Here is a 16,611-nt window from a genome sequence, read left to right as displayed (position 1 = left end):
CTCTCCTGTTCGTTATTGTTGATAGCCTTCTCGGTTAGGCTAACGCCTGTTCCAGCAGTCGGGCAACATGAATGGCCTCTCGGCCGCTGCCATCCTTAATCTGGTGGCGGCAGCTGGTACCGTCGGCGACCAGAACAGTGCCGTCTTCAGCTTCACGAATGGCCGGCAGTAGCGAAAGCTCAGCCATTTTAAGCGAGGCTTGGTAATGCTCGGCTTCATAGCCAAAACTCCCCGCCATACCGCAGCAGGAAGACTCGATAGTTTTGACCTCAAGCCCCGGCACCCAGCGTAGTACCTGCTCGACCGGGCGCAGCGCATCAAAGGCCTTTTGATGACAATGGCCATGCAGCAGGGCCTGCTTATAGCCTGAATGCTTGAGTGCCAGCGGCAGCTCACCGGCCTCATGGGCAGTCACCAGGAACTCTTCAAATAAATACGCCGATTCGGCGAGCGCTCGGGCTTGCTCACCAAACCCATACTGCAGAAACTCATCGCGCATGCTTAAAAGACACGATGGCTCAAGCCCCACGACCGCCACGCCGCGATCGACAAACGGCATCAAGTGATCAAGCGTACGCCGGGCTTCCGCCTTGGCTTTCTCGAACTGGCCGGATGATAGGTAGGTACGCCCGCAACACAGCGGCCGCTGGCCCTTGGTGACGTTGAGGTGAACCCGATACCCGGCGGCTTCCAGCACGCGCTTAGCGGCTTTGGCGTTGTCGCCCTCCATATAATTATTGAAGGTATCGACAAACAGCAGCACCTCACGCTCAGCGACTTCGCTACTGCTTGTGTTCTGATTGCCTGCCAGGAAGTTGCCTTTGAAGGCAGGCAGCGCCCGCTCCGGAGCAAAATTGAGCGTCTTTTTGATTCGGTTAGCCAGAAGTGGTGTGCGCTCCACATAGTCCATCAACCCTGAAAAGCGGCTCGCCCACGGCGCATAGCGTGGCATCTCACCTACCATGCGATCACGCAGTGACAGGCCTTTCGCTTTGGCGCGCGCGGTCCGCGCTTCAATCTTGAACTTGGCCATATCCACGCCGGTCGGGCATTCGCGTTTACAGCCTTTACAGGAAACGCACAAGTCGAGCGCTTCTTTAACAGCGTCGCTAGCAAGCCCCTCATCGCCGAGCTGGCCCGAAAGCACCAGGCGCAGCGTATTGGCCCGCCCCCGGGTTAAATGCTGCTCATCTTTGGTCGCTCGGAAACTTGGGCACATGGTACCCGCATCAAACTTGCGGCAGTGGCCGTTGTTGTTGCACATTTCGACTGCCATGGCGAGCCCGTGGGTGGGATCGCCTGCGGTGCCGGGTGACGTCTGCTCGCCGGTTAACGGGTCGCGCTTTACGTTCCAGGCTGACCAGTCAAACACCGGGGTCAGCGGAATCGTCTGATACGTTTTGGGGAACCGGAAATAGCGCTCGTCATCCATTTTAGGGGTATCGACGATTTTGCCGGGGTTGAGCAGGTTATTCGGGTCAAACAGCTGCTTGATCTCGCGAAAGGCGTTGTTAAGGGTATCGCCAAACTGCCAGGCGACCCACTCGCCACGGCAGATGCCGTCGCCGTGTTCACCGGAGTAAGCGCCTTTGTATTCACGCACCAGCGAGGAAGCCAGCTCGGCTATCTCGCGCATTTTTTCAGCGCCATCGCGGCGCATGTCCAGAATGGGCCGCACGTGCAGCGTGCCGACGCCGGCGTGGGCATACCAGGTCCCTTCGGTGCCGTAGCGGTTGAACACCTCGGTAAGCTTGTTGGTGTACTCGGCCAGATGCTCAAGGGGCACGGCGCAGTCTTCAATAAACGAGACCGGCTTGCCGTCGCCCTTCATGCTCATCATGATATTGAGCCCCGCCTTGCGCACATCCCAAAGCGCTTTCTGCTCTTTCGCTTCGGGCATATTCACCACGCTGCCCGGCAGGCCCAAATCGCCCATCAGCTCGTTAAGCGCGCTCAGCGCCGCCAGTTGCTCAGCGTGATCGTGACCTGCAAACTCCACCAGCAAAATGGCTTCAGGTTTACCGATCAGGGCTTTTTCGATCACTGGTCGAAACGCCGGGTTTTCAAGGGCAAGCTCGATCATGGTTCTATCGACCAGCTCGACCGCCATGGGGCCGAGCCTGACGATATGCTGGGTTAAATCCATCGCCTGATAGAAGGTTGGGAAATTCACCACGCCCAGCACCTTTTGGCTGGGTAACGGGGAAAGCCGCAGCTTGATGCGGCTACTTACCCCAAGCGTGCCTTCCGAGCCAATCAGCAGGTGGGCTAGATTCACCCGGCCCTCGGGGTCATAAGGTATGGGGTTCTGGCAGTCGAATAGATCCAGGTTATACCCCCCGACACGGCGCAGCACTTTAGGAAAATGCTCACGAATCTCAGGGCTGACGCGCTCGGCAATCGCCTTGACCTGCCGGGCGAGCTGCTGCTCCCGCGAGCCTTCGGCAAGGCTATCTACAAAGCTAAACCGTGCTTCAAAGCCATCAGCGAGTATCGCGTCGATGCCCATTACGTTATGCACCATATTGCCGTAATAGATCGAGCGCGACCCGCAGGAGTTATTGCCAGCCATACCGCCGATGGTGCACTGGGCGCTGGTCGAAACATCCACCGGGTACCAGAGCCCGTAAGGCTTGAGCCAGGCATTGAGGTGATCAAGCACCATGCCTGGCTCTACCACCACCGTCTGCGCGTCAGCGTCGAATTCGACGATCTGGTTGAGCCAGCGCGTGGTGTCGATGACCAGCGCCTCACCGACCGTCTGGCCGCACTGGCTAGTGCCCGCACCGCGCGCCAGCACCGGCACACGGGCATCACGGGCGATATCCAGAGCGATCCTGAGATCCTCCTGGTGGCGGGGAATCACCACGCCCACCGGGGTAACCTGATAGATCGAGGCATCGGTGGCGTAGCGCCCCCGCGTTGCCTGATCAAACAGCACGTCGCCTACCATTTCCCGGCTTAAGCGCGCCGCCAGCTCCCCGATGGGTTTGATTCTGGCGTCACGAAATTGGGGCTGTTTCGTCAGTGATGTCATGTGACTCTCCCCATCATTAACGCTCTGAAGTGCCTGTGCTAAGCGGGTTGTTGGCAAAGTAGTCCAAGGCGGCGGTGACGCCACTGCCCTGCAAGTTGACGCCTGCAAGCTTCATCCCGGCCTCACAGCCGCCCAGCGTGGCGATCAGGGTAAGGTCGTTACAATCGCCCAGGTGGCCGATGCGGAACATCTTGCCCTTGGCCTTGCCCAGCCCCATGCCTAGCGACAAATCAAAGCGCTCGTAGATAATCTTGCGAATCTCATCGGCATCGACTCCCTCAGGCATCACGACACCCGTGAGTACAGGGGAATAAAGCGCCGGGTCCTGACACTGAACTTCCAGCCCCCAGGCCTCGACCGCCGTGCGAACGCCAGCAGCCCAGCGCTGATGACGCGCCAGCACATGGTCAATGCCCTCATCGAGCAGCATGTCGAGGGCTTCATTAAGCCCATACAGCAGGTTGGTGCTGGGCGTATAAGGCCAGTAGCCGCGCTGGTTGGCTTCCAGAATCTCATCCCACGCCCAGAAGCTTCTAGGGAGTTTGGCGTGCTGGCTAACCTCGATCGCTTTGGGAGAAAGCGCGTTAAAGCTAATCCCCGGCGGCAGCATCAGGCCCTTTTGGGAGCCGGATACGGTGACATCCACACCCCACTCATCATGGCGGTAGTCGGCGCTGGCAAGCCCGGAAATAGTGTCCACGATTAACAGCGCCGGGTGCCCGGTGGCATCGATGGCGCGACGCACCGCCGCAATATCACTGGTCACCCCGGTTGAGGTTTCGTTATGCACCACACACACCGCTTTAATGGCGTGTTCGGGGTCATTGTTGAGGCGTTCCTGAATCATGTCGGCCTGAACGCCTTGGCGCCAGCCCTCATAGCCCGGCAGGCCGATAAACTCAGGCACAAGGCTCAGGCGAAGCGCCATTTTCTGCCAAAGCGTGGCAAAGTGGCCGGTCTCGAACATCAGCACCTGATCGCCCGGCGACATGGTGTTAGCGAGTGCCGCTTCCCAGGCGCCTGTACCCGAGGCCGGATAAATAATCACCGGGTGCTCTGTTTTGAAGACCTTTTTAACCTTGGCCAATAGCTCTAATCCCAAGGCACCAAATTCAGGCCCACGGTGGTCAATGGTGGGTAGACTCATCGCGCGCAATATGCGATCTGGCACCGGTGAGGGGCCAGGGATCTGCAGGAAATGACGGCCGGATGGGTGAAAGTCGAGTTTCAGCATGGTGTTTACCTCTTGTTATTGTTGCCGATTAAAACCTGAAAAATGGATAATGAATTCAATTAATGGCTTTAAAAAATCTATTTGATGCAGCCTTCAGCCCGCAGGTGGCTTAGTTCTTCATTAGCAAAGCCCAACCCTTCAAGCACTTCATCGGTATGCTGGGCAAACAGCGGCGCCGCACTACGTATTGTCGAAGGTGTTAGAGAGAATTTGCTGGGAAAGCCGATGGTTTTCATTTTTCCTATTACCGGGTGCTCCATCTCTTCCACCATGCCGCGTGCCAGATAGTGCTCATCGGCCATGGCGTCGGCGAAATTATTGATAGGTCCGGCAGGCACGCCCGCGCTATCGCAAAGCGTTAACCACTCCTCCACGCTTGCCTCGGCCATCAGCTCTTCGAGCAGCGCTTCCAGCTCATCAACGTGCTGGCCACGGTCGTGGTTGGTGATAAAGCGCGGGTCTTCCATCAAGGCGTCACGCTTTAATACGTCACGGCAAAACCGCTCCCAGGTGCGCTGGTTGGCACAGCCCAGCATCAAATAGCCGTCGCGTGCTTTTACCGCCTGATAGGGTGCCGATACCCGATGGCGCCATCCCGTGGGGCCCGGCACCGTGCCTTCGGCAAAGTATGCCGCCGCTTCCCAGGTAAACCAGGGCAAGCCACACTCGGTAATCGCAATATCGATATGCTGGCCTTCACCGGTGGTCATCTTATGAATATGCGCCGCGAGTATTGAGTAGACCGCGGTGATGCCCGCCCCGATATCGTAAACCGCAATCCCGGTTTTCAGCGGGCGCCGGCCCTCTTCCCCGGTCATCGACATCAGCCCGGTCATGCCTTGAGCCACCAGATCAAAACCGCCTTTATGGCTGTAAGGGCCGGTCTGGCCATAGCCTGAAATCGAGCAGTAAACGATCCCTGGGTTGATGGCTTTGATGGTGTCGTAATCGATCGCCAGCGATTTAGTAACGCCTGGCCGGTAGTTCTCGACGATGACATCGGCATCACTCGCCAGGTGATAGAATATCTGCCTTGCCCGTTCGTCTTTGAGGTTGAGTGAAATGCTTTTTTTGTTGCGGTTGATCTGGGAAAAGCAGGTGGACTCACCATTAACGTAAGGCCCCATCTGACGGCTATCATCGCCGCCATTGAGCTTTTCGACCTTGATGACTTCAGCGCCCATATCGGCCAGCACCATGGTGCAGTAAGGCCCCGCCATGATTTGGGAGACGTCCAGTACTTTTATATTCTGTAAGGGAAGCATGCGCCCTCCTCCTTCTTGTTTAGCGGCCCGTCCACTCAAACGACGTTTTATTGACGAACTTATCCACGGCAGCGGCAAAGTCGCGGCTCATATAGCAGGTAGTGACCCAGTCATCGCTGGCATCCGCTTCAAGCCTTCGCTGCTCAAGCGCTCGATTGATCAATGCTTTGCTGGCCTGCAAGGTAAGCGGCGCCCGCTTGGCAAAGTCTGCTGCGAGCTTGGCGACGTCAGCGTAAATGGTGTCGGCAGCAAAGATGTGGTTCACAAGCCCGGCTGCGTGCGCCTCGTCGGCACCGAACAGCCGCGCCATCATTAGCACTTCCTTGGTGCGGGCCACACCGACCATGTCGATCAGGCGCGATACGTTATTGATCGAAAGCGTATTGCCCAGGGTTTTAGCGATAGGCACCCCAAACTTCATGGTCGAAGTGGCGTAGCGAAAATCGCATACCAGAGCAAGCGCCGCACCCCCGCCCACACAGGCACCTTCAATGAGTGCCAGGGTCGGCTTGGGGAAGCGCTCAAGCTTGCCAACCACCTGATCGATTCGTCGCTCATAGCCGATGGCATCGTTAGGCTCTGAGAAGTTGGCAAACTGCGTGATATCCGTGCCCGCCACGAAAGCCTCGCCGCCTACTCCGTGAAGCACCACGGCATGAACTTCGTCATCACCCGCCAGAACATCGCAGTAGTGCTCCAGGGCGTTATACATCTCCCAGGTCATCGCATTGCGGCTTTGTGGGCGATTAAAACCGATCCAGGCAACACCGTCGCGGATTGCAAACTGCACGCTTTCGGTTAGTGGTGAATCATGTGAATCTTTCATAGATGACTCCCTTAGCCGTAGATAAAGTTAACCAGCGCCAGCGCAAACGCGGGGATATAGGTATTGATCATCAGGATCGTGAACAACACCGCGATAAACCACAGGTTGGTTTTGGACGTCGCCCAGATATCCGATTTGGCAATCGAGCACGCGGCAATCAGTACGCTGGCCACAGGCGGCGTCTGCTGACCAATCGCCAGGTTCAGCGTAACAATCAAGCCAAAGTGCAGCGGATCGATACCCACTTCCAGAACAAGCGGCAGCACGATAGGCACGACCAGAATGATGGCCGCTGCCGAGTGCAGGAAGATACCCAGAATGAGGAAGATGATGTTGAGCAGGGCGAGAATGACGTATTTATTATCCGTCAGATCACTGATCTGCATAGCGATTTCCTGGGGCACGCGGGTCTCGGTAAGATAGCTGCCCACCACCGCAGAGGCCGCAACCAGCAACATTACTACCGCCGTTTGCACACCCGCACTTTTGCACGAGTCGATGAAATTTCTGATCGTAAACTCGCGATACACCACCGCGCTGATAAAGATCGCTACACAGACAGCCAATGCAGCGCCTTCAGTTGCCGTAACAAAGCCGCCAAAGATACCGCCCAGAATAATTACCGGAATCAGCAGCGCCCAGACCGCTTCCTTCAGGGCCTTCCACAATACAGATGCCTGAAAACGCCCTTCAGAAGGAAAGTTGTATTTTCGGGCAAGGTAGTAGCACATGGCGGCTAGCCCCATGGCGCCTAAAAGACCCGGAAAAATACCCGCCACAAACATCTGGACCACGGACTCGCCGGACATAACCGCGTACAGGATCATGGGAATCGAAGGTGGCAAAATGATCGCCAGACTAGCCGCGGAGGAAGAGATGGAAGCGGCAAACTCTTTCGAGTAGCCCTTTTTACGCATGGCCGGAATCAGGATGCTCCCGATCGCCGAGACACCCGCCACCGATGACCCTGAGATTTCGGCGAAAAACACCGAGGCCCCAATCGTCACCATGGAAAGCCCACCCTTGATAAACCCGACCATGGCCATGGCCAGATCGATCAAGCGCCGAGAGATACTGGAGGCATTCATGATCGCGCCGGCCAGAATAAACAGTGGAATGGCGATCAAGGGAAAGTTCGTAGCCCCTTCGAACATGGTCATACCAACCGTCGGCATTGCCATGCTGCCGTAGGTCATAAAGGTGGCAATGGTGCCGACTAACGCCAGGGCAACCGCCACCGGCACATTGATCATAATCAACACGATCAATGCGATGAAGATATACAGTATGGTCATGCTGGCTACTTACCCTCGCTGTTGAGTGCTGACGGCTTCGACTTCTTCGGCATCGATACCGGCTTCTTCCAGTTCATGATCGATAAACCCTTTGCCACGCGCGCTTTTCAGCACATCGGGTAAGCGCAGCAGTTCAGCGATAATGAACAGTACGGAAGCCACGGGAATAGCCGACTGGGTAAGCTGCATGGAGATGGACGGCAGGCTGACCATATTGACGCCTTCAAGAATCAGCATCACCTGGTAGCTGGCCAGGCCAAGAAATACGAAAAAGCCGATGGTGATGGCCTCTGCCAGCAATGCGATCGGCACCCGAATCGACGGCGGGCACATATTCAATATGCTGGGGCAGGTAATATGTGCCCCTCTTGCGGCCGCCAGGGCCGTTCCGTAGTACGTCACCCATGCCAGCAGCACGGCCGCCAGCTCGTCATACCAGCTCAATGGGAAGCCGAGATAGCGCGTAACGAACCCGATAGTGACAACGCCTGCCAGGGCAATAACCAAGACCACCACAATCCCCTCAAGAAATGAGAAATAGGCGTTCTTGAACTTGGTATAAGCACTCATTGAAACCTCCAGAGCAATAAGGCGCACCCTGCGTCAGGCAATGCGCCTCGAAGAGACCGTTGCCGGGCTTATTCGCGCAGGCTGGCTACCGTATCGATTAATTCCTGACCGCCATCGACTTCTTCGGCAAACTTGTCATAAATGGTCTGGGAGGCTTCAACAAAGGCATCGAAGTCGACTTCATTTACTTCCATGCCTTCGTCACGCATTTTCGCCAAGGTTTCTTCATCCAGGCGCAGCCCCTCTTCTAGGGCGAAGTCTTCCATTTCCATGGCGACTTCCTCGAGTACCGTACGTACTTCCTCGGGCAGGCGGTTCCAGCTGGCCCCTGCGGTCAGATACGCCGGGGTATAGACGTGATTGGATAAGGAGAGATAGTCCTGAACTTCCTGAAACCGTGAAGAGTAGGTCTGAATAAGGGGGTTTTCCTGGCCATCCATTGCACCGGTTTGCAGGGCCACGAACACTTCAGAAAGCGACATTGGTGAAGGAGCGGCACCGTAGCTTCTAAACATCTCAATACGCCATACGCCGCTTGGCGTGCGCAGTTTGATACCACTTAAATCTTCGGGTTTAACAATGGGACGAACGTTATTGGTGATCTGACGGAAACCGTTTTCCCATACGCCGATAATCTTGAAACCGCGCGCCTCAGCTGCTTCATAAAGCGGCCCACGAACGACTTCATCACGAACCCGCTTCATGTGCTCACGGTCTTTAATCAGGTAGGGCATTTCAAATAGAGCAAACTGATTGGACTCTGAGCTCATTACCGTAGAAGGGATAGAAAGATCCAGCGAGCCAAGCCTTAAGCGACGCATCATCGATTCATCGCCACCTAGCTGGCTATTGCCATACACATTTACTTCTGCCACGCCTTCAAGGCGTTCATTGGCAAGTTCGGCAAACCGGTTGGCGGTAATTTCAAAAAGCGAGCCTGGGCCACCCACATGACCAAGACGCACCTCTGTATTAGCACTTGCGACTGAAGCTTGAATACCCACAGCCACCGCAATGGTCAAAAGCGTTGTTTTGAGGAATTTCATAGAGCACTCCAAGAGGAACTTATTGTTGTTGGATCGCCACCACCGGGGGCAACGCCCGGCGAACCTTGCACGCTCATTAAGTTGTCGCTTCCCTGCAGCGCGAACACCGCTCCTGTGCACTCATTCAATTTGAATTCAAAATTCAAAATTAGGTATTAAACTTTCGTATCGGCTGCCGCTGGTCTTTTGCAGCAGCTTGATTTTTAAGCGATCCGCAAGGATCACTAGGCGAAAAAACCTTCTAAAAAATAAAAAACAGCGCTTTTGAAAGCGCTGTTGGTTAAACGATGGCGGAATTTTTCACTACTCATCAGTAATGGGCTCAAGCCCCCAAACGAGTCCGGCCGCCTCAATACCGGCAATAGCTGCCTGCTGGTCCTCATTGGACGATGCCCCGCTTACCCCCACGGCGCCAATCACGCAGTTATCGTTATCCAGGATAGGAACGCCACCCGCTACCGGCACAAAATGGCCTTGGGAAGCGGCGGCCACGCTAGCCAGAAAGGCGGAGCGCTCGCTATTTCGCTCCCCCACGACACCGCTTGCAATACCAATACCTAAAGCGGCATAGGCTTTTCCCTGAGCCACGGGGAAACGTAAAGGCGCGCATCCATCCTCACGTTCCGCCGCGACCAGATGACCGCCCCCATCCAGAACAACTAAGGTTAAAGGTGGAAGATCAGCCTCCCGCGCTTGGGCGGTAGCCCCTTCCAGAATCGCTTTAGCTTGCGCTCGGGTAAGCACTACCTTCGCGTGATACACGTTACTCGCCATTGCTTGCTCCTTGTTATCGTTGTTAACTGCTAAATTCCCCTAGCTTTAGGAGAAGAATCACCACTTGGGCACGAGGCTTTGAATAAGCCTGTTAATATTGAATTCATAATTACTTTTGCAGATCATACGCAGACTCGCCACTATACCAAGCGAATAGTTGGCTACATTCCGTTAGCAGAGTGGACAGCTTGGTAGGATCGCCAGGTGGATGACCGAGAAGGAAGGGAACCATGACGAAGATACTTCAGCGCAACTTATACCGCGAAGTCGCCGACCGTATCGGCGATCTTATCGAACACGGCGAGCTGTCGCCTGGTGAGCGAATCTCAGAAAAACAGCTGTGTGAAAAATTCGGCGTTTCACGCACCCCCTTAAGAGAGGCTCTTAAGGTGCTGGCGACCGAAGGTTTGATTGAGCTGCTGCCCAATCGTGGCGCTCGGGTGGTTCGCCTAACCTTTAAAAAGGTCAAGGACACTTACGATCTTATGGCGGCGCTGGAAGGTTTATCCGGTGAGCTGGCCTGTAAACATATCACCGACAAAGAAATTGCCGCCATTCGTACGCTGCATAACAGCATGCTTGATCACTATCACCAGCATGATTTAAAAGCGTATTTCGAACTCAACCGGCAGATTCATGAAAGCATACTGGCCGCCTCGCAAAACGAGGTACTCCAGGAGATGTACAACAATCTCAGCCAGCGCGTAAAACGCGTGCGCTACTCGAAAAAAATGACCCAAGCGTTCTGGGATCAGGCGGTCAAGGATCACGAAAACATGATCAACGCCTTGGAAAAGCGCGATAGCCAACTGCTCGGCCAGATTCTGCGCGACCACCTGTGCAATAAGCTTGAAGTAGCGACGTTAGCTGGGGTGATCGAAGATGACGCGCCTGACGAAGAGCATAGCGTTGTTAACGCTTAAGCTTACTACCAGGGTTCCATACGCATCGCAGAGCGCTCCAGGCGCTCGCTTTCTGCCTCTAGTTCCCGCAACAGCTCGGTAATACTGGTGAGATGTTCAAGCGCCACATGGCGCGCCTGCTCGGCATCGCCTGCGACAACGGCATCATGAAGCCTGGCATGCTGACGGTTGATCATCTCGCGCGGGCCCTCGCGATGATAAAGGTGCTTGACGGAGGCAAACACCGAACTTAACAGCAGGTCGGTCAGGCTCTGTAGTGTGTGAACCAGCACCGGATTGTGTGAGGCCTGGGAAACCGCCAAATGAAAGGCGTGATCCAGCCGTGCCAGACGCTCTACATCAATGCTTTCTGAATGCTCCGCGTAGTCCGCCATTTCCCGGTAGCGCCGGGTAATCAGCACGCGGTCCATCGATGTGCCCCGCCTGGCAGCCAGAAACGCCGACTCCCCTTCCAGCAGCGCCCGGACCTCCAGTAGATCAAACAGGGTGCGCGGATGGTCGTTGAACAAGTGCATCAACGGGCTTTGCTGGTGCATGGGTAAAAGCGACGCCACAGTTGAGCCATGTCCTTGGCGGGTTTCGATAATCTGCTTGCTGCGTAAAATCCTTAAGCCCTCACGCAGCGAGGCCCGCGATACCTTGAGGCGTTCGCATAACCGTCTTTCAGAAGGCAGTAACTGGCCGGGGCGAAACACACCGTCCAGGATCAAACGCTCGAGCCTTGCCGCCACATTTTCCGGCGTGCGCTGCCCTGCCACCCTCTCTTCGCTGAGCAATGTCATGGTTCACTCCTTCAGCCCCTATATCTTTATATGGCCCTCTCTGCAAGGCAGTGGTAAGACCATATCTCGATTATCACTAACCACGTACTGGCAGGCTTGACAGTCGACTAATTACTGGTCTGACCATTGCACCACACTCTAGACAGGCACACAAAAAAAGCTCAGATTGACGCCATGCCCTACCGACCGTGCGTTTACTTTTAACGATAAGAATTGGGATGTCGTGATGAATATCCTCTTTGATGAGCGCCTCGATGGCGAGCTTGCACGCCGTGATAAAGCCGAGGTTTTAACCGATATACAGCAGGCCGTGCCTACCCTGACTCTGCTCCACCGGGAAGAGGATCTGCGCCCCTTCGAGTGCGATGGCCTGGCCGCTTACCGGGTATTGCCCATGCTGGTAGCGCTGCCTGAAAACCTTGAACAGGTCGAAGCCCTGTTAAAACGCTGTCACGCATTAGACGTACCAGTGGTGACGCGAGGCGCAGGTACCGGCCTTTCTGGCGGTGCATTGCCGCTTGAGCAGGGCGTACTGCTTGTGATGTCGCGGTTTAACAAGATACTGAGCGTTGACCCTGATGCGCGTCTGGCACGCGTGCAGCCTGGGGTGCGCAATCTGGCCATTTCCGAGGCGGCAGCCCCCTACGGGCTTTATTACGCCCCCGACCCGTCATCGCAAATTGCTTGCTCGATTGGTGGCAACGTGGCAGAAAACGCCGGCGGCGTACACTGCCTGAAGTACGGTTTGACCGTACACAACGTACTGCGCGTTGATGTGCTGACCATTGAGGGTGAACACATGACGCTGGGCGCTGAATCGCTGGATGCCCCGGGCTTCGATCTGCTCGCGCTGATGAACGGTTCAGAAGGCATGCTGGGCGTGGTCACCGAAATCACCGTCAATCTACTGCCCAAACCCGAAACCGCCAAAGTGTTGATGGCAAGCTTTGACGACGTGGAAAAAGCCGGCCGTGCGGTGGGCGATATTATTGCTGCGGGTATTATTCCAGGCGGCCTGGAAATGATGGATAAGCTTGCCATCAAGGCGGCTGAAGATTTTGTCAAAGCAGGCTACCCGCTGGACGCCGAGGCGATCTTGCTTTGCGAGCTTGATGGCGTTGAAGCGGATGTGGATGACGACTGCGAAACGGTACGCCGGGTACTTGAAAAAGCCGGCGCCACGCAGATTCAGCAAGCCCGCGATGAAGCCGAGCGGGCCAAGTTCTGGGCCGGGCGTAAAAACGCCTTCCCGGCAGTGGGCCGCATGTCGCCGGACTACTACTGCATGGACGGCACCATCCCCCGCCGCGAACTGCCCCGAGTGCTTAAAGGTATAGCAGCGCTTTCTGAACAGAGCGGCCTGGCGGTGGCTAACGTCTTTCACGCGGGTGACGGCAATATGCATCCATTGATTTTGTTTGATGCCAATAAAGAGGGCGAGCTGGCGCTGGCCGAAGACGTGGGCGGCAAGATTCTGGAACTCTGTGTGGCGGCTGGTGGCTCGATCACCGGCGAGCATGGCGTAGGGCGTGAAAAGATCAACCAGATGTGCAGCCAGTTCCAGGCGGATGAGATCAGCGTTTTTCATGCGCTAAAAGCGGCCTTTGACCCGAAACGCCTGCTCAATCCGGGAAAAAACATTCCAACCCTGGCCCGCTGCGCCGAGTTTGGCGCCATGCATGTGCATAACAATGAATTACCGCATCCTGAGCTACCGCGCTTTTGATGGCACAAGGAACACTCATGACCGATTTAGCGATTCACGCCGCTGACTGCGATATTTCCAAGCGCCTGTGCGACCAAGTGCGTACAGCTTACGAAACACGCACGCCGCTACGTATTGTGGGCGGCGATACCCGCGCGTTTTATGGCCGCCCGGTGGAAGGCCAGCCGCTTTCCATGGCAGAACACAACGGTATCGTCTCCTACGACCCGGTGGAGCTTGTGGTCACCGTGCGTGCCGGCACGCGCTTGAGCGCGCTTCAGGCAGCGCTTGCCGAACACCACCAGATGCTCCCCTTTGAACCACCCAGCTTTGGTGAGGACAGCACCATTGGTGGCGCGGTGGCGACCGGCCTATCAGGCCCCCGTCGCCCCTGGGCGGGCGCGGCGCGTGACTTTGTACTCGGCACCCGGGTGATCACTCAGGAAGGCAAGCTGCTGCGCTTTGGCGGTGAAGTGATGAAGAACGTGGCGGGCTATGATCTTTCCCGTCTGATGACCGGCGCCCAGGGCACACTTGGCGTGCTTGCCGATATCTCATTCAAGGTGCTGCCCATCCCGACGGCAAGTCACTGCCTGCGCCTTTCCATGAGCCTAGATGACGCGTTAGGCACACTCGCAAAACTTGGCCGTCAGCCGTTACCTATCACCGCTGCCGCCTGGCACGCAGGCGAGCTGTTTATTCGCCTGGAAGGCGGGACAAGCTCGGTAAAAGCGACGCAGGAGTCCCTCGGTGGCGAGCCGCTGGAGGCCAGTTTCTGGGCCTCTCTGCGCGATCACACCCATGACTTCTTCAATGTCAACGAAGGGCAAGCACTGTGGCGCCTGTCGCTGCCTCCCAACACGGCACCGCTTGCGCTGGATATTCCCGAAACCGATATCTTCTACGACTGGGGCGGCAGCCAGCGCTGGGTAAAAACCGCGCTTGATGCGCAAACCCTGCGCGCTGCCTGCCAGGCGGCAGGCGGGCATGCCACCTGCTACACCCCAAATGCCCAGGGCGGCGCGTCCGAGCCTTTCACACCGCTGAACGCCGTGCTCGAGAAGTATCATCGCAATCTAAAAACACAGCTGGACGCCCACGGTATTTTTAATCCTGGCCGTCTTTACGCGGCGTTTTAATCAGGAGAGCTGATATGCAAACGCATTTCACTGACGCAGATCGCCAAAAGCCGCATATTCAGGAAGCGGAGCGCATTTTACGCACCTGCGTCCATTGCGGTTTCTGTAACGCTACCTGCCCCACTTATCAGCTGTTGGGTGATGAGCGTGACGGCCCGCGCGGGCGCATCTACCTGATGAAGGAGCTGCTGGAAAGCCGCGACGACGATGATCAGGTTACCGCTGAAACCAGACTGCACCTGGACCGCTGCCTGACCTGCCAGAACTGCGAAACTACTTGCCCATCAGGTGTCGAGTATCACAAGCTTTTGAATATCGGCCGCGCGGAAATCGAGCGCCGCGTACCGCGCCCGCCAGCCGACCGTGCGCAGCGCTATGCGCTGCGCAAAATGATGGTCGAGCCCAAGCGTTTTCAGGCGCTCTTAAAACTGGGCCAAACCTTCAGGCCGCTGGTGCCGAGCAAGCTGCGCAACAAGATGCCAGCCGCTCCCGTTGATGCGGGCAAGCGTCCTGATAGTAAGCGTAATACCCGGAAAATGCTGATTCTGGAGGGCTGTGTACAGCCAGGCCTTTCACCCAACACCAATGCGGCCACGGCGCGGCTGCTGGATCGTCTGGATATTAGCCTGACGCCGGTGGCAGAAGCGGGTTGCTGCGGAGCAATTGATTTTCACCTCAATGCTCAGGATGACGGCCGCACCCGTATGCGCGCCAATATCGATGCCTGGTGGCCACATATTGAGCAAGGCGCTGAAGCTATCGTGCAAACCGCAAGCGGCTGCGGAGCGTTTATCAAAGAGTATGGCTACATGCTCAGAGATGACCCCCACTACGCGGAAAAGGCAGAAAAGATCAGCGCGCTGGCCAAGGATATTGTCGAGATACTCCGCGAAGAGCCTCTGGAAACGCTCAGGGTGAAAGAAACCCAGCGGCTCGCCTTTCATTGCCCCTGCACGCTGCAACACGCCCAAAAGCTTAACGGCGCGGTGGAAGGCGTGCTCAACAAGCTCGGGTTTACCCTCACACCGGTGCAGGACGCCCACCTTTGCTGCGGCTCAGCGGGCACCTATTCGGTGACGCAGCCTGAACTTGCCACTCAATTACGCGACAATAAGCTCAATGCCCTGGAAGTCGGCAACCCCGAACTTATTGTCACCGCTAATATTGGCTGCCAAACGCACTTGGCTGGCGCTAACCGCACGCCAGTACGCCACTGGGTAGAAGTCGTGGACGCAGCGCTTAACTGATAACGTTACCTTGGCCACGCTCACCAGGCGCGGCCATTACCACCCCGTCAAACAACAGGAACTAATATGCAAACCAAAGCGATTCTTGCACTAGCCGATATCAACAAAATTCTTGATGCTGCGCAAAAGGAGGCCGAAAGCAACGCTTGGCCGGTCACCATCGCCGTTGCTGACGATGGCGGCCACCTGCTGGCGCTTCGCCGCCTGGATGGCGCGGCCCCTTTCAGTGCTGAAGTGGCCACCCATAAAGCACGTAGTGCAGCGCTGGGACGTAAAGAGACACAGGTATTTGAAGAAATGATTAATGGCGGGCGCACAGCATTTGTTACCGCACCCCTGCAGGGCCTGCTATCAGGCGGCGTGCCAGTCATCGTAGACGGTCAGGTAATTGGTGCGGTGGGTATTTCCGGCGTGAAGCCCGAGCAGGATGTGCAAATCGCCAAGGCGGGCGTTAGCGCCGTTGCTTGATGAATGTGAACGAAGCACATACAAAAAAACCCCGGATCAACGATCCGGGGTTTTGGAATTTGTTCGGTATTAACCGAGCGTACTTAAAATACGAGTACTTGACATGCTAGTGCTTAATGGCGGACCGGACGAGACTCGAACTCGCGACCTCCGGCGTGACAGGCCGGCATTCTAACCAACTGAACTACCGGTCCACAAATAAGGCACTTTTATAACAACCATTTAAAAGAACTTTAAATGGTGGGTGGTACTGGGTTCGAACCAGTGACCCCCAGCTTGTAAGGCTGGTGCTCTCCCAAC

Annotated in this window: 14 protein-coding genes and 1 tRNA gene; 5 read left to right on the top strand and 10 right to left on the bottom strand. The window is 56.2% G+C overall.

Annotation, left to right across the window (positions count from 1 at the left end):
* Positions 1–34: 34 nt before the first annotated feature.
* The 8 genes from ELY25_RS09695 to ELY25_RS09660 all read right to left on the bottom strand — a co-directional run bounded on the left by ELY25_RS09695 (position 35) and on the right by ELY25_RS09660 (position 10,047).
* Positions 35–3,037 carry an FAD-binding and (Fe-S)-binding domain-containing protein gene (locus tag ELY25_RS09695; protein ID WP_126951086.1) on the bottom strand — a complete coding sequence of 1,001 codons (3,003 nt, stop codon included), beginning with the start codon at positions 3,035–3,037 and terminating at the stop codon, positions 35–37.
* A gap of 16 nt (positions 3,038–3,053) precedes the next feature.
* The gene (locus tag ELY25_RS09690; protein WP_126951085.1) at positions 3,054–4,271 is read right to left on the bottom strand and encodes a pyridoxal-phosphate-dependent aminotransferase family protein; all 1,218 of its coding nucleotides are present in this window, start codon (positions 4,269–4,271) and stop codon (positions 3,054–3,056) included.
* A 77-nt stretch (positions 4,272–4,348) separates the two neighbouring features.
* On the bottom strand, positions 4,349–5,536 hold the full coding sequence (locus tag ELY25_RS09685) for a CaiB/BaiF CoA transferase family protein (RefSeq protein ID WP_126951084.1): 1,188 nt from the start codon (positions 5,534–5,536) through the stop codon (positions 4,349–4,351).
* 19 nt (positions 5,537–5,555) lie between these two features.
* Positions 5,556–6,362 carry an enoyl-CoA hydratase gene (locus ELY25_RS09680; protein WP_126951083.1) on the bottom strand — a complete coding sequence of 269 codons (807 nt, stop codon included), beginning with the start codon at positions 6,360–6,362 and terminating at the stop codon, positions 5,556–5,558.
* 11 nt (positions 6,363–6,373) lie between these two features.
* A complete protein-coding gene (locus ELY25_RS09675) occupies positions 6,374–7,657 on the bottom strand; it encodes a TRAP transporter large permease (protein WP_185856089.1) in 1,284 nt (427 codons plus the stop codon).
* 9 nt (positions 7,658–7,666) lie between these two features.
* Positions 7,667–8,227 (bottom strand): TRAP transporter small permease, encoded by a 561-nt coding sequence (locus tag ELY25_RS09670; protein WP_126951082.1) that lies wholly within the window; start codon positions 8,225–8,227, stop codon positions 7,667–7,669.
* A 68-nt stretch (positions 8,228–8,295) separates the two neighbouring features.
* Positions 8,296–9,273: a TRAP transporter substrate-binding protein gene (locus ELY25_RS09665; RefSeq protein WP_126951081.1), complete on the bottom strand. Its 978-nt coding sequence runs from the start codon at positions 9,271–9,273 to the stop codon at positions 8,296–8,298.
* 303 nt (positions 9,274–9,576) lie between these two features.
* Positions 9,577–10,047, bottom strand: a complete 471-nt coding sequence (locus tag ELY25_RS09660; RefSeq protein WP_126951080.1) for a GlcG/HbpS family heme-binding protein — start codon at positions 10,045–10,047, stop codon at positions 9,577–9,579.
* 230 nt (positions 10,048–10,277) lie between these two features.
* Between ELY25_RS09660 and ELY25_RS09655 the strand changes: the two genes are divergently transcribed.
* A complete protein-coding gene (locus ELY25_RS09655) occupies positions 10,278–10,970 on the top strand; it encodes a GntR family transcriptional regulator (RefSeq protein WP_126951079.1) in 693 nt (230 codons plus the stop codon).
* 5 nt (positions 10,971–10,975) lie between these two features.
* Here ELY25_RS09655 and glcC read toward each other — a convergent pair whose 3' ends face one another.
* Positions 10,976–11,752, bottom strand: a complete 777-nt coding sequence (glcC, locus tag ELY25_RS09650; RefSeq protein WP_126951078.1) for a transcriptional regulator GlcC — start codon at positions 11,750–11,752, stop codon at positions 10,976–10,978.
* Between the two features lie 226 nt (positions 11,753–11,978).
* Here glcC and glcD point away from each other — a divergent pair, with 226 nt between their 5' ends.
* The 4 genes from glcD to ELY25_RS09630 all read left to right on the top strand — a co-directional run bounded on the left by glcD (position 11,979) and on the right by ELY25_RS09630 (position 16,311).
* A complete protein-coding gene (gene glcD / locus ELY25_RS09645; protein ID WP_126951077.1) occupies positions 11,979–13,478 on the top strand; it encodes a glycolate oxidase subunit GlcD in 1,500 nt (499 codons plus the stop codon).
* A 17-nt stretch (positions 13,479–13,495) separates the two neighbouring features.
* Positions 13,496–14,596 (top strand): glycolate oxidase subunit GlcE, encoded by a 1,101-nt coding sequence (gene glcE / locus ELY25_RS09640; protein ID WP_126951076.1) that lies wholly within the window; start codon positions 13,496–13,498, stop codon positions 14,594–14,596.
* A gap of 14 nt (positions 14,597–14,610) precedes the next feature.
* The gene (glcF, locus tag ELY25_RS09635) at positions 14,611–15,843 is read left to right on the top strand and encodes a glycolate oxidase subunit GlcF (RefSeq protein WP_126951075.1); all 1,233 of its coding nucleotides are present in this window, start codon (positions 14,611–14,613) and stop codon (positions 15,841–15,843) included.
* Between the two features lie 66 nt (positions 15,844–15,909).
* Positions 15,910–16,311, top strand: coding sequence for a GlcG/HbpS family heme-binding protein (locus tag ELY25_RS09630; RefSeq protein ID WP_126951074.1), 402 nt, complete (start codon positions 15,910–15,912; stop codon positions 16,309–16,311).
* A 117-nt stretch (positions 16,312–16,428) separates the two neighbouring features.
* Here the strand turns inward: ELY25_RS09630 and ELY25_RS09625 are convergent.
* Positions 16,429–16,505 (bottom strand) — tRNA-Asp (locus ELY25_RS09625).
* Positions 16,506–16,611 lie beyond the last annotated feature (106 nt).

Origin of the sequence: Vreelandella populi, assembly GCF_003989825.1 — a bacterium.
Classification (GTDB): domain Bacteria; phylum Pseudomonadota; class Gammaproteobacteria; order Pseudomonadales; family Halomonadaceae; genus Vreelandella; species Vreelandella populi.
The sequence above is the reverse complement of the archived record's forward strand: the minus strand, read 5'-3'. Positions and strand labels throughout refer to the sequence as shown.

What these genes read in the sequence shown, in the direction of transcription:
- ELY25_RS09660 (WP_126951080.1), bottom strand. Translation starts at nt 10,047, where the DNA reads ATGGCGAGTAACGTGTATCACGCGAAGGTAGTGCTTACCCGAGCGCAA.
- glcD (WP_126951077.1), top strand. Translation starts at nt 11,979, where the DNA reads ATGAATATCCTCTTTGATGAGCGCCTCGATGGCGAGCTTGCACGCCGT.
- glcE (WP_126951076.1), top strand. Translation starts at nt 13,496, where the DNA reads ATGACCGATTTAGCGATTCACGCCGCTGACTGCGATATTTCCAAGCGC.
- ELY25_RS09690 (WP_126951085.1), bottom strand. Translation starts at nt 4,271, where the DNA reads ATGCTGAAACTCGACTTTCACCCATCCGGCCGTCATTTCCTGCAGATC.
- ELY25_RS09670 (WP_126951082.1), bottom strand. Translation starts at nt 8,227, where the DNA reads ATGAGTGCTTATACCAAGTTCAAGAACGCCTATTTCTCATTTCTTGAG.
- glcC (WP_126951078.1), bottom strand. Translation starts at nt 11,752, where the DNA reads ATGACATTGCTCAGCGAAGAGAGGGTGGCAGGGCAGCGCACGCCGGAA.
- ELY25_RS09665 (WP_126951081.1), bottom strand. Translation starts at nt 9,273, where the DNA reads ATGAAATTCCTCAAAACAACGCTTTTGACCATTGCGGTGGCTGTGGGT.
- ELY25_RS09655 (WP_126951079.1), top strand. Translation starts at nt 10,278, where the DNA reads ATGACGAAGATACTTCAGCGCAACTTATACCGCGAAGTCGCCGACCGT.
- ELY25_RS09675 (WP_185856089.1), bottom strand. Translation starts at nt 7,657, where the DNA reads ATGACCATACTGTATATCTTCATCGCATTGATCGTGTTGATTATGATC.
- ELY25_RS09630 (WP_126951074.1), top strand. Translation starts at nt 15,910, where the DNA reads ATGCAAACCAAAGCGATTCTTGCACTAGCCGATATCAACAAAATTCTT.
- ELY25_RS09695 (WP_126951086.1), bottom strand. Translation starts at nt 3,037, where the DNA reads ATGACATCACTGACGAAACAGCCCCAATTTCGTGACGCCAGAATCAAA.
- glcF (WP_126951075.1), top strand. Translation starts at nt 14,611, where the DNA reads ATGCAAACGCATTTCACTGACGCAGATCGCCAAAAGCCGCATATTCAG.
- ELY25_RS09680 (WP_126951083.1), bottom strand. Translation starts at nt 6,362, where the DNA reads ATGAAAGATTCACATGATTCACCACTAACCGAAAGCGTGCAGTTTGCA.
- ELY25_RS09685 (WP_126951084.1), bottom strand. Translation starts at nt 5,536, where the DNA reads ATGCTTCCCTTACAGAATATAAAAGTACTGGACGTCTCCCAAATCATG.